Genomic DNA, 12,283 nt, shown 5'->3' on the forward strand with positions numbered 1-12,283 from the left:
TCTTCCCGAAACTTAGGCCGCCGCCAAATTACCGCTGAGAGATGCCTCGCGCGCCGCCTTAGCTTTGCGGTAACGCTTATCCGCCACGGCAATGCCACCACCAATAGCCATTAGCAAGGCACCCAACCAAATCCACACCACAAAGGCCTTATACTGCAGGCGCACGGCCCAATCCCCACTGGGATTACTGCGGTCCATTGGCTCGCCGAGGGCAACGTAAATATCACGGAATAAGCCAGTATCAATTGCCGCTTCGGTCATCGTGTTGCCGCCAGAGAAATAATTGCGCTTCTGCGGATACAACTCTGCAACCGGTTTGCCATTCTTGCTAACGTGGATCACGCCCTCGAAAGCACGGTAATTTGGGCCTTGTGCCAGGCGTACTCCACCGAAATCAAAGTCATAGCCAGCCACCTTGTGGCTATCGCCAGCACCCATACGCAAATCTTCTTCCACGCTGTATACGGTCGTTAACACTACCCCCAGCACTGCCACTGCCAAGCCTATATGGGCAAGATGCATCCCGTAGTAACTGGCGCGCTGACGCTTAAGGCCGGCGACAAAAGATTTGGCATTGCGGGTTTTGGAAACGATATCTGCAAGGCTCGCGCAAAATACCCAGGCGCCAATAAAGAGGCCGAGTACCGCACCCCAGTGGTAATGGTCAAAGGCCAGAGGCCAAACCAGAGCCACCACCAGGGCTGCCAGGAATGGCAGGCGCCAGGCGCTAAGAAGCTTGTCCCAGCGACTGTCTTTCCAGTTCGCACGCACCCCCATCCCCAGCAGCAGGCAAAGCACCACCATCAGGGGCACAAAGAACAGGTTGAAGAAGGGAGGACCAACACTGATTTTGCCCAGGTTCAAGGCATCTGCCACCAGCGGATATAAAGTGCCAGTCAGCACCATCGCCATAATCAAGATCAGCAGGATATTGTTACCGAGCAGGAAGGTCTCCAATGAGCGGAAGGAAAATACACTGCGAGCACTCACTGCTGGCGCACGCAGCGCAAACAACAGTAAGGAAATCCCCACAACCACCGCCAGAAATCCGAGGATAAAGCTACCGCGCAACGGGTCAGTGGCGAAAGCATGCACGGAAGTAATCACCCCGGAGCGCACCAGGAAGGTGCCCAACAAGCTCAAACTGAATGCAAAAATTGCCAGCAGAATAGTCCAGCTTTTAAACAAGCCGCGCTTTTCCGTGACTGCCAATGAGTGCATTAGTGCGGTGCCCACCAACCAGGGCATCAGCGAGGCATTCTCCACGGGGTCCCAGAACCACCAACCGCCCCAGCCCAATTCGTAATAGGCCCACCAGCTACCCAGAGCGATTCCAAGAGTCAGGAAAGCCCAGGCGACTACCGTCCAGGGTCTGGCCCAACGAGCCCAAACCGCATCCAAATGCCCGCCCAAGAGCGCAGCAATGGCGAAAGCGAAGGCGACAGAGAATCCCACGTAGCCCATATACAATAGAGGCGGATGGAAAATCATCCCTGGATCCTGCAGCAGCGGATTCAGGTCGGAACCCTCCATGGGCGGGAATGGCAAAGTGCGATCGAAGGGATTAGACGTCAATATAATAAAGAGGAAAAAGCCGATCAGTACCATACCCAGCACTGAAAGCACTCGCGCTAACAGCTCCGGCGGCAACTGGCGGCCAAATAGCGCCACAGCCGCAGCCCAGCCTGCCTGGATCAACAGCCACAGCAGAATAGAGCCCTCGTGACCACCCCACACCGCGGTGACCTTATAGTAAATCGGGAGAATACTGTTGGAGTTCTGCGCTACATAGTTAACGGTGAAGTCGCTCTGGATAAAAGCGACTGTCAGGCAGACATAAGCGATAAAAACAAACGCAAAGACGCCCAAGGCCAGTGGCCTGGCGGCTTCCATCCACAGGGGACGCGCACTATAACTGCCCGCTATTGGCAATATCGAAAGCGCAAGAGACAGCAGCAAGCCGACTATCAGCGCAAAATGGCCCAATTCAGGGATCATATTTTCGCTCCATCGGTGCAGCCTTCGTGGGAAACCATGCTTTCCGCAACTTCAGGAGGCGTGTAGTTTTCATCGTGCTTGGCTAGTACCTGATCGGCACGCAAGACGCCACTGGGCATCAGCTGCCCGCTAATCACTGCAGCTTCACCTTCTGCAAATAGGTCCGGCAGAATCTTATCGAACACGACCGCCAATTCCGCCTCACCATCGGTAATAACAAACTGAACATCCAGGCTGTCTTCCGCGCGCTGAACACTGCCCGGTACGACACAACCACCGGCGCGTATGCGCTTCTCAAAAGGCACCTCACCAGCGGCAAATGCGCTGGGAGCATAGAAATAATCCATATTTTCTCGCATCGCATAGGTGACAAAACCTACTGCGGCACTGGAAAGGGCGACCAGAACAAGTACCAGGATCAGACGTTGCTTGCGTACGGGATGCATTGTTTAGGTGAACTCCATAAGTTTTTGATCTTATCTGCCCGGCCGCAGTAGCCACCGGGCGAAAAACCCTATCGAATACCAGCTAGGCTGGCTCTTCCATATCTGCCTGCTGCGCCTTAGCCTTGCGCCGGCGCTGTGCAATGCGCTGCTGCTTAAGCAACTCCCGCTGTAGACGCCGCCGCGCCAACTGTGGGTAGAGAGCTAAGGCTGCGAGGGCCGCAAAAGTAACAGCAAAGGAAATCCACACATAAATGCCGTGGCCATCCATCGCCAGAAAGTCTGCAAAATTGGCAAATTGAAACTGCACTTTACTTCTCCCCAGCTAATTCCTGCTGTACCCATTGGGTTTTCATCTCGCGGTGTAGTATCAACGCGCGAGTATGCATAAGCAGGGTCCAGGCATAGGTACAATAGAAACCGATAATCATTACCAGCAGCGGGTAAAACATGCTGGGATCGATACTGCTGGATTCTGTCAGGCGGATAGTTGCCGGCTGATGGAGGGTGAACCACCAGTCTACCGACTTGTAAATAATTGGGATATTCACCGTCCCGACCAGGGCTAATAGCGCACTGGCTTTGTCCGCCACCTGCTCGCGACTAACCGCTTGGGACAGCGCCATCACACCGATATAAAGAAACAGCAGGATCAACATCGAGGTAATCCTGGCATCCCAAACCCAGTAGGTGCCCCAGGTGGGCTTTCCCCAGACCGCGCCAGTAAAAAGGGATATAAAGGTGAGTACCGCGCCGATTGGGGCCGCTGCGCGCATCACCGCAAAGGAGAGTTTCATCTTCCAGATAAGGCCTATGGCGCCGCTGATTGCCATAATGTAATAGCCCGCCAGGGCCAGGAAGGCCGCCGGCACATGGATAAAGATAATACGGTAGCTGTTGCCCTGCTTGGCATCCTCAGGGGCAAACCCCAGACCCCATACCGAACCCGTCACCAACAAAACAACGCTGGCCAATGCCAGCCAGGGCAACCAGCCACTGGTTTTTTGATAGAACCAACGCGGTGAACCCAAACGGTGAAACCATTGCCAAGCCAAGAAGACCTCCGAATCAATTATCCAGGCTGATACGTATTGCTCCCGCTGCCGCCAGTGGTGCCAGGGCTGCGGCAGCAGCCAACAGTGCGGCCAGAATCGCCAGCTGCGCGCTGTAGGCATAGCCATCTATTGCCGCCTGCACCGCGCCGGTGCCGAAGATTAGCACGGGCACATAGAGTGGCATAACAATTAACGCCAGCAACAACCCTGGGCGGCGCAGAGCCACAGTGAGCGCCGCACCTATGGCGCCGATCAGGCTGAGGCTCGCGGTCCCCAGAAACAGCGACACGAACAAACACAAATACCCTTCAGAGGGCAGATTCAACATCAACGCCAGGAGCGGAGATAAAAGTGCCAGTGGCAGGCCCGTTGCGACCCAATGCACCAGGGATTTAGCCAATACGGCAAAATACAGGGGCTGGGGCAACAGTGCTAACTGCTCCAAAGTGCCATCTTCAAAGTCCCCACGGAACAAACTCTCTTGAGAGAGCATGGTGGCAAGTAGCGCCATCACCCAAATCATTCCCGGCGCCATTTTCGCCAACAGTTCGGGCTCTGGTCCCACTCCCAATGGTAAGAGGGCGAGAACTGTTACAAAAAATAATAGTGGGTTGGCAATATCTGCTCGCTTGCGCAATGCCAGGAGCATTTCAATTTTAAAGAGCGCCACAAAGCCTGGAGTAGCGCGTGCTCCAACGGACTGTAATTGGACATCAGTTAAAGACATGCTCTCCCCCCATATCATTAAAAGATTCCTCAACTGCATAGTCAGACAAATCGACAAAGTCCAAGCCAGGCAAGTTGAGAGGCTGGTGGGAGGTCAGAAGGAGAGAGCCGCCACATGCAAGATGGTCAGCCATTTGTTTTTCCAGTGCCGCAACACCGGTGACATCCAGAGCGGTCAGAGGCTCATCAAGAATCCACAGGCAGGGCGACAAGGGAAGAAAGAGTCGCGCCAGCGCCACTCGGCGGTTCTGGCCCGCCGATAAGCTGCTGCAAAGAGCACCCTCAAAGCCGAATAGATCAACCCTGTCCAGAGCCTCCATCGCCGAGGTCTCTGTAGCCCCATACCAAGTAAGGTTTTCCAGAGGCGTAAGACCTCCCCGAACCCCACCGCGGTGGCCGATATACAAAAGGGACTCACGCATAGCGCGCAGTCCCTTGGGAAAGGGGCTATTGCGCCATAGAATCTCCCCATTGAAATCACTGGTGCTACCGATCAGGGTACGTAACAGTGTGGTCTTACCGGCACCATTACTTCCCTTGATCTGGATTGCCCCACCGGCATCCAGGGAGAAATCAAGACCCTCAAACAAGCGCCGGCCATCTCGCTCACAGGCGAGGTCGCGCACTTGCAATACAGCTGGGGACTTGGGAGTCACAGACATTGCTTGGATTAAACCACTCTGATGAAAATCTGAACGGCATTATACCGGCACTTGTGCTAATTGCATGATATTCAACGCTCCTGACCTCACTAACTTGATCTCAAGCAAGAATCTTAAGGAATTCAGCGGGTTTTTTTACGCCAGTATTGGCCCCATGCACAAGCTCTGATATTTTCCTGAGGGTTGTGAGTTGGTACCCAGTACCACCCCTCATAGGAATTCGAGGGAGACTCAGTAGTCAACATCAACAAAAACTTTTGATGTAACCCGGTGCTGAATAAAAACACCGGACCAGCCTGTAAGGACACACAATAATGACTAGCCTAGCTGTGGATGCCAAACGCTGGCTTGATACCAGCGCCATTAAAAGCGACGATACCTTAGTCAATCACCAACCCTTCCCATTCTTTGTAGCCAGCGACGTTCTAACCAAAGAGATGATGCCTTCATTTCTAAAGGACTTTCCCCAATTAAAAGGGGCCGGCTACCTCCCTTACGAGAAACATGAATGTGGAGACTCCATCAATACCCTGATTGAGGAATTTACCCATCCAGAATTCGCCGATGCGATTGGGGAAAATCTAGGAATAGAAAAACTCTCCCAGTATCCAACCTATGTATCTATCAGCCGTACCCTGAAAAAGCGTCACGGCAGAATTCACACCGACGGCAAATCGAAAATTGCCACGGCCTTACTCTACCTCAATCCTGAGTGGACGCTGGATGGCAACGGCTGCTTACGCTTCCTAAAGCGCATTGACGACTTCGAAGATACCGTCGCCCCAGAAGTTCCCCCTTCTTACGGAACACTTGCTGCTTTTAAGCGCGCCGAGAATTCCTTCCATGGCCACCTCCCCTTTGAGGGACAGCGCCTGGTTATTCAAGTTGCCTGGCTGGTAAGCGCTGCCGATAAAGAACGCAAAGCCAAGCGAGGAAAGTTTTCTTACAAACTCAAGCAGTTGATGGGCTGGTTTGGCGGTAAGAAAAAAGAAGGCAAGGAAGATACGGTTACACAAATGTAAATTGTTCTGGCCATTCATATTTCACAGAGGGTTCTGGCCTATGGCCGGCACCCTCTTCCTACCCAACCCCAAAATTAATTCCCATTTTAGAAATCAGCACCAGAGATGGTTTAAAAATACTAATAACCCTCAGCATGAAACTCAATGACAGGTTGTTGGTCGCTTGATTTTCATCAATTGAAATAGACGAAAGAAGGTAGGCGATATACTTATAACGTAGATCCAGCTAGCTTCGATTAGCTGGTACTAATGCAAACCAAGCATTAACAAGAAAGAGTGCAAAGGCGAAAAATTTAATTGTGCGGTGAACCCTGTTAACGCTCTTATATCACCTACATCAACCCGGCAGACACCGCACTATCCTAAGACTATTGGTTAATTGGTTTTTAACTAGGCATCAAAGTCGTAATCCATTAATTCCCGACTTAAGCGTCTTTCCTCCAGTTTATCCTCAACCATGCGACGAGCATCCCGTGGCGGCTGAGATGTAGCTTGCCTTAGTACTTCATTTGCAATTTGTGGAATATCCACATCATCAAAAACCATGTGCTTTTCGTTTACGTTAACACCCATACGAAACTCCATAATCTTGATCCGTGAAAGCAGAAACATCCTTATCGCACTTTACGGTGCATTGGCAGATTAGCGATGCCAAACAATCCTGGTCAAGCAGAAATTTACAAGACAACTATGACAGGTTTACTGCAGAATCTTTTAAAATTTCGTCATGCAAAATCATCCGCGAATTAACCCATTAAATGTTACAAAGCTAACAAGATAAGTTGAGAAAATTACCAAGAATTGCCGAAAGTGAAAGAGAAGAGAAACTGCGGGAAGTGCAGTAACCCTGCCGCCGTCATGTTACTTCAAGTGACAAGGTTCAAATTTTTAGCGGCTTCTGGAAAAGTAAGGGGGACACTCTCAGATAGACAGAGAAGATAAACACGACATGACATTTGTCCTTGTAACAGATAGAATGGCCGCCCTTCGCGAGCAACTGCGATCTGCCCCCGTCGGTTAACAGGATAAACCACGGACCTCCTAAGTCCGGACTGGTGGTTCGAGTCCACCCGGGGGCGCCATTAATCACTCCCCCGCAACGCAACAGCTTTACTTAAGAACCTCTGTCAGCTTATGAAACCAGTGCTTTAGCTGAATGCATAAAAAGCGCCAGAAAAAGCCCCGCCAGAAGAAGACCACCCCAAAACATCCTAGCAGAGCGGTTTATATTCCTGCCTCGCTTCGCCTCTTCCCTCGCCGTCTTCGCCATAACTCAACTCCCTTTGTTACGCACTATCGGGCAACAATAGCAGCTCCTCCTTAAAACAGCACGCTTAGAGGCCTCCCCAAGCCCCTCTCCCAAACAAGCAGAGCCCGGGCTGAGCCGGGCTTGTATCACCTTAGTTAGCTGATAGGCGCTACTGTTTCTGCTTTTGCTTCTGCATATTATTGTTACCGCTGCCATCATTAGTGCCATTGGGGGTTGTGCCTGGATTCGTAGTGCCATTCGGGCTGGTACCTGTATTATTAGTACCGCTACCACCCTGCATATTCATCATCTTATTATCAGACTTGTCCTTGCCGTGATGACGCCCCATTTTATGCCATTCATCCTTAAACTTGGCCCAAAAAGACTCCTTCGGCGCCTTGGTACAAGCCGTAATAATCATCGGTGTCACCTTTTCAGTGCCATCGATATCCAACATGTCACCCTCTTCCTTACCACGCTTTGAGTAAGCTGAAGCCCAGTACACCGCCTTTGGCTTAAATTCATCGTCAATAGCCAGGAAATCGGCACAGGTCCAGTCCTTTGCTGGCTTCTTGGGATGTTTGTCTGCCAGGGCAGCAGAAGCAGCAAGACTGGCAATTACCAAGGGAAGGATGAAATGCGTGCTTTTCACAATAAAATCTCCAAGGTTTTCAGGGGCATTACCCCGTGAATTGACAGCAGGTAATATGCAATCCGCTCGCTTCCCAGGAGCAGACCAAGCCGACACCGACTGGTCACTTTGGGCTGTGCGCAATATAGCGAGTTACTACCTTACAGGCCTCACTCCAGCTCCATAACAGCGGAAACACTAGCCAAGGCACCTCGTGAAAGACTACCTGACCCAATGAAAGGATAGACGCTTTTTTCATTTTTTGGCGTGCCATTCAAAAAACCGTCGGAAAATTCTCTTGATCTCTCAGCTACCTATTAACTATCTCTGCTCCCACCCAATCATTTCCCTCTTGCTCTTTCCCAAGCAGGGAAATTCCAATCCAGATAAACCAGACGATCTGGCTTACGCCAAATATTTCCCTAAAAATTTCCTCTGGGTAAATAGTGGCGACACCTGCAGTACCAACGATCAGGCCAACTAGATTCAGGTATCTTGAAAACACTCTCGCTCGCAAAGCGACTGAACTTATTATGAGTACCCAGAGGCCACCCACCAATTCATTGCCACCCCCCAGGCTTTCAACCATCAGGTAAATCACACCCCAAGCTTCAAAGGCCTTATCCGGGCTGAGCTCCATCAATCCAATGGCATAGGCAAGCCCAATATTGGCAATCATACCGCTAGCAATCACCAATCCCACCCAGATTGCCCCAAACAGCGACGCCAAAATGGTGAGTCCAGCATTTTTATTTTTTAGCTCTTCATATAAACCTACTACCAAACACCCCAACAAGACAGCAAAGACTAAATACATCAATGTGTATACAATATTAAAAAGTAATTGACTTTCCTCCAAAAACTTCATCTTTTCAGCAGGGCTTCCGGCGGACGGGAAAGCCCAAAATAAACCAAAAAATATAAAAGCAGCGATATAGATTAGCCCCATACCTACGGCCGAAACTCCTGCAATTCTATTCATGCCCTCTCCTCTAACTGGAAACTGATTTAAGGAATTACTTTACCAATTTTTGATGCCTAACGGACCAAGAATATCTTCAATTATGAGGTCTTCAATAATCACTACCACAATCCCCAACGCACTAGAAGTTCAAGTGATCGCAGAACCTAGCCTTTAAGCCAAAGGTAGAAGGTGTCCCTTATCACTAGGCTGACATTAATGTCAGAATTCTTTAAGAACCCCAAAGAGATTTCTATTGATGTCCACAATTCAGATACAACAACCAGCTACCAGTAAATAAATTAGCCAGCCAAGAAAGTAAAATGGGATATTGGAAATTCAAAAAAGAAGAGGAAGGATCGATAACAGAATTAGCAGCCTTGAAACAATATAATTTGATTGCAAATGATTACACGCAATGTAAGAGATCACTATATAGCAAGCCAGTAATAAGTGGCTTGCTATGGGGTGTACTTCTCAATTTTTTACTGAGCGAGCCTGTACTTTCTGGCAATAGCTCTAAACTGCTGCATATAAATAGTTCGAGCGGGCTGATAAGGAGGTAACCACTTATCAGGCCCTCGGCCATTCCGGCTCAGGCCATGCCCCTTGCCAATCAACCAGGTATTGGCCGGGTCTTCAGCAAAGACCCTACGTTGCTTGCTACTCCAGCCCCTCCCGCCATGACGAAGAGCCCACGACTCAGGAACAACCGATTCAACATCCAGATCGGAAGCCTGTTGAATAAACTTGCCGCTATAGGGGTCCATCCACAAACCTGAGACCACCTTGCAGCCATCTTCTCCGCCCAGTGTGACTGGAGCCAGGGAAAGGCGGACTAACAACTTATACCGATTGCTTTCACAATCCTCTGAAGCCTCCCCTTCTGTAGGCCCCGCCAAATCAGATGACGATTGCAATGTACCCTCATTACAACCAACAATTACAAATATCAATACCATGGATATAATACGTAGGAACATCAAAAAACAACCCGAAAAAGTAACAACACTTCTAAACGCTTATCCTAATAAGTATACAATTTTCTGATAAGCCAACCTACCAACAAAACCTACAATTTTAATTAAAATATTCCACCACCTTCTATTTATCCACCAGAAACACCCTTGATATAGTTAATCCTTCCGCCAAACTTAATTACCTCAACTTCCCTATCAGATAAGTCATTCCTTAACCATATCGTTTTATTACGGCTAAGATTCTTAAGCTCCAAATACGTATTGTCACCAGTGAGACTCGCAAGATCAAAAAACTGAAGTCTATCTCCCTCACCAAAAAACTGATAATCACTCTCATTCCCCATGGTCAATATCAATACTCCGTGATCAATAAGGTTTTTCCTATAGGGTAAAGTAACACTTTTAGCGATGACGCAACGAACACCTAAATAGCGCAAAGTAATTGCCGCATGTTCTCGTCCAGATCCATACCCCAAATTGTGCCCCGCTACAAGAAATAGATCCTCTTCAATTTCTCTCGCTCGCTCATAAAAGGAGTTATCAATTCTGGAAAAGGTGTGGCGACTCAATTCTGGGATATTTGACCACATTGGCAATACCTCAGCACCAGCGGGAATAATATCATCCGTAGTGACATTATCCTCTACTTTCAATATAACCGGCCCATCAATCACGCTAAGCATTTTCTCCATAACCGGCAGTTTTTTAATATTGGGCCCTTTTTTTAACTCCACTTTTACGGGAATTTCTTGCGGGGCCCCCATCAGCGGTCGCATATCCAACAAGGTTTCCGGCTCTTCATAAACGGGATAATCCATCTCCATTTCTCTGGGGTCTGTAATTTTCCCAGTGAGCGCACTCACAGTAGCGGTTTCTGGGCTGCACAAATAAACCTGGTCCTCTTTGGTTCCTGAGCGGCCAGGGAAGTTGCGCGGTACCGTTCTGAGGCTATTATGACCACTCGCTGGGGCCTGCCCCATCCCAATACAACCGCCGCAACCGGTATCATGCAAACTAGCACCCGCCCCTATTAACCTCTCGAGATCACCGCTCTGGATCAGGCCATGTAGCACTTGGCGCGAGGAGGGATTTATATCGAAAGACATATTATCTGGCACATGACGACCACTCACTATTAATGCCGGTATAGAGAAGTCACGTAAGCCGGGATTTGCCGAAGACCCAATATAGCTCTGGGAGAGCGGTCTGCCGCTAACTTCTTTAACTTTCACCACCTTATCTGGTCGCGAAGGGCAAGCAATCATTGGCTCGAGCTCGGACAGATCAATAAAGGCCTCTTCATCATAAGTAGCACCTTCATCAGCGCTCAGTTCTGTAAAATCTTCCTCTCTAGACTGCTGGCGAAGAAACAACCTAACTTGATCATCAGCCGGGAAAACACTGGTTATAGCCCCCATCTCATGCCCCATATTGGCAATAACATGCCGATCCATAGCAGTTAGGTTTTTTAATCCGGGTCCGTGATATTCAACAATCTTATTCCAGCAGCCACTAGCGGTGTATCTACGTAAAAGCTCCAAGATAATATCTTTTGCACTTACCCATGACTGCAGATTACCCTCCAAATACACCCCTAAAACTTTCGGCATGACCAAGGTGAGTGGACACCCTATCATCGCCAAAGCAATCTCAATTCCCCCTGCGCCCATTGCCAGCATGGAAAGTGAACCTGCAGCACAGGTATGACTATCAGCTCCAAGCATTGTTTTGCCAGGAATTCCAAAACAAGACATATGTACAGGGTGACTAATTCCGTTTCCGGGGCGTGAATACCAAAGTCCAAATTTTCGACAGGCGCTCTCCAGGAAAACATGATCATCCCCATTTCTGTGGTCTGCCTTTAGAAGGTTATGATCTACATACTGCGCACAAAGCTCAGCTTTTACAGATCTAGCCCCCAGAGCCTCAAGCTCTAGCATGACCAATGTACCCGTGGCATCCTCACTGAGAACCTGATCAATTTTGAGCTGCAAAACCTCCCCTGGAACCATTTTTCCACTAATCAAATGACTCTCAATCAACTTTTCAGCAAGATTTAACCTGCTCAAACCACCACCCGCTTTCGAGAAGACTAATTGGAAATAACAAAAGTGCTCTAATTAGATAATAATCTGCTTGAATAGAAATTAGCAGTTTTGGAGGAAATTAAGTAAAAGGCGAACCTCTAATGATATTTAAAAGATAAGCACTGTGAAATTTTTTAAATTCAAATTACAAATATACCAACCCATTCAGCAGCTATTATCTAGAACCAGAATCCAATAAATCGGCATTACAAGCACAAACTAATTTACAGCTTCACCCAATAAAAATTATCAATGCCCACCAAAGAAACCAGAAATAGAAAACCATTGCAATACCGCCCTTAAATATTTAAACCATAAATTTATAAAAAAGTCTCAACAACCCTCCACCTCCTAACTTAAGAAAAAAGATCATTATTCTATTTAACCTTAAAAAGAAGGCTTATAAAGAACCAAACCTCCAAAAAACAAGCGTTCAACTGCTGGCCAACAATCAGTTTGAAAGAGCCTG

Annotated in this window: 12 protein-coding genes and 1 tRNA gene; 2 read left to right on the top strand and 11 right to left on the bottom strand. The window is 48.7% G+C overall.

The features are described 5' to 3' along the window. Window positions 1-12: 12 nt before the first annotated feature. The 6 genes from ACJJIV_RS03515 to ccmA form a co-directional block, all read right to left on the bottom strand. Window positions 13-1,998, bottom strand: coding sequence for a heme lyase CcmF/NrfE family subunit (locus ACJJIV_RS03515; RefSeq protein WP_444890768.1), 1,986 nt, complete (start codon window positions 1,996-1,998; stop codon window positions 13-15). Further along, window positions 1,995-2,444 carry a cytochrome c maturation protein CcmE gene (gene ccmE, locus ACJJIV_RS03520; RefSeq protein WP_252085318.1) on the bottom strand — a complete coding sequence of 150 codons (450 nt, stop codon included), beginning with the start codon at window positions 2,442-2,444 and terminating at the stop codon, window positions 1,995-1,997. The genes ACJJIV_RS03515 and ccmE overlap by 4 nt, the downstream gene beginning before the upstream one ends. 82 nt (window positions 2,445-2,526) lie before the next feature. Next, on the bottom strand, window positions 2,527-2,751 hold the full coding sequence (gene ccmD, locus ACJJIV_RS03525) for a heme exporter protein CcmD (RefSeq protein WP_444890769.1): 225 nt from the start codon (window positions 2,749-2,751) through the stop codon (window positions 2,527-2,529). Window position 2,752: 1 nt separating this feature from the next. Continuing rightward, window positions 2,753-3,496 carry a heme ABC transporter permease gene (locus ACJJIV_RS03530; RefSeq protein ID WP_444891690.1) on the bottom strand — a complete coding sequence of 248 codons (744 nt, stop codon included), beginning with the start codon at window positions 3,494-3,496 and terminating at the stop codon, window positions 2,753-2,755. 13 nt (window positions 3,497-3,509) lie between these two features. After that, entirely contained in the window at window positions 3,510-4,223 is a 714-nt protein-coding gene (gene ccmB / locus ACJJIV_RS03535) for a heme exporter protein CcmB (protein ID WP_252085315.1), read from the bottom strand. Then, the gene (gene ccmA / locus ACJJIV_RS03540; protein WP_444890770.1) at window positions 4,210-4,878 is read right to left on the bottom strand and encodes a cytochrome c biogenesis heme-transporting ATPase CcmA; all 669 of its coding nucleotides are present in this window, start codon (window positions 4,876-4,878) and stop codon (window positions 4,210-4,212) included. Before ccmA ends, ccmB begins: the two co-directional genes overlap by 14 nt. Before the next feature lie 320 nt (window positions 4,879-5,198). Between ccmA and ACJJIV_RS03545 the strand changes: the two genes are divergently transcribed. Then, window positions 5,199-5,906 carry a 2OG-Fe(II) oxygenase gene (locus ACJJIV_RS03545; RefSeq protein WP_444890771.1) on the top strand — a complete coding sequence of 236 codons (708 nt, stop codon included), beginning with the start codon at window positions 5,199-5,201 and terminating at the stop codon, window positions 5,904-5,906. Window positions 5,907-6,296: 390 nt separating this feature from the next. Here ACJJIV_RS03545 and ACJJIV_RS03550 read toward each other — a convergent pair whose 3' ends face one another. Next, on the bottom strand, window positions 6,297-6,479 hold the full coding sequence (locus ACJJIV_RS03550) for a PA3496 family putative envelope integrity protein (protein ID WP_252085312.1): 183 nt from the start codon (window positions 6,477-6,479) through the stop codon (window positions 6,297-6,299). A gap of 433 nt (window positions 6,480-6,912) precedes the next feature. On the opposite strand from ACJJIV_RS03550, the gene ACJJIV_RS03555 reads away from it, so the two are divergent. Next, a tRNA-Arg gene (locus tag ACJJIV_RS03555) sits at window positions 6,913-6,988 on the top strand. 336 nt (window positions 6,989-7,324) lie between these two features. Here the strand turns inward: ACJJIV_RS03555 and hdeA are convergent. The 4 genes from hdeA to ACJJIV_RS03575 all read right to left on the bottom strand — a co-directional run bounded on the left by hdeA (window position 7,325) and on the right by ACJJIV_RS03575 (window position 11,796). Further along, window positions 7,325-7,807: an acid-activated periplasmic chaperone HdeA gene (gene hdeA, locus ACJJIV_RS03560; RefSeq protein ID WP_252085311.1), complete on the bottom strand. Its 483-nt coding sequence runs from the start codon at window positions 7,805-7,807 to the stop codon at window positions 7,325-7,327. A gap of 289 nt (window positions 7,808-8,096) precedes the next feature. Further along, entirely contained in the window at window positions 8,097-8,768 is a 672-nt protein-coding gene (locus ACJJIV_RS03565; protein WP_444890772.1) for a hypothetical protein, read from the bottom strand. 464 nt (window positions 8,769-9,232) lie between these two features. Then, on the bottom strand, window positions 9,233-9,730 hold the full coding sequence (locus ACJJIV_RS03570) for an HNH endonuclease (RefSeq protein WP_444890773.1): 498 nt from the start codon (window positions 9,728-9,730) through the stop codon (window positions 9,233-9,235). A 125-nt stretch (window positions 9,731-9,855) separates the two neighbouring features. Beyond that, a complete protein-coding gene (locus ACJJIV_RS03575) occupies window positions 9,856-11,796 on the bottom strand; it encodes an aconitate hydratase (protein WP_444890774.1) in 1,941 nt (646 codons plus the stop codon). Window positions 11,797-12,283 lie beyond the last annotated feature (487 nt).

The organism is Microbulbifer mixtoriginis (SeqCode), from assembly GCF_052466765.1.

Bases quoted from the DNA above. Each gene is read 5' to 3' on its own strand.
- ACJJIV_RS03515 (WP_444890768.1), bottom strand. From the start codon at position 1,998: ATGATCCCTGAATTGGGCCATTTTGCGCTGATAGTCGGCTTGCTGCTG.
- ccmE (WP_252085318.1), bottom strand. From the start codon at position 2,444: ATGCATCCCGTACGCAAGCAACGTCTGATCCTGGTACTTGTTCTGGTC.
- ACJJIV_RS03570 (WP_444890773.1), bottom strand. From the start codon at position 9,730: ATGTTCCTACGTATTATATCCATGGTATTGATATTTGTAATTGTTGGT.
- ACJJIV_RS03550 (WP_252085312.1), bottom strand. From the start codon at position 6,479: ATGGGTGTTAACGTAAACGAAAAGCACATGGTTTTTGATGATGTGGAT.
- ACJJIV_RS03545 (WP_444890771.1), top strand. From the start codon at position 5,199: ATGACTAGCCTAGCTGTGGATGCCAAACGCTGGCTTGATACCAGCGCC.
- ACJJIV_RS03565 (WP_444890772.1), bottom strand. From the start codon at position 8,768: ATGAATAGAATTGCAGGAGTTTCGGCCGTAGGTATGGGGCTAATCTAT.
- ccmB (WP_252085315.1), bottom strand. From the start codon at position 4,223: ATGTCTTTAACTGATGTCCAATTACAGTCCGTTGGAGCACGCGCTACT.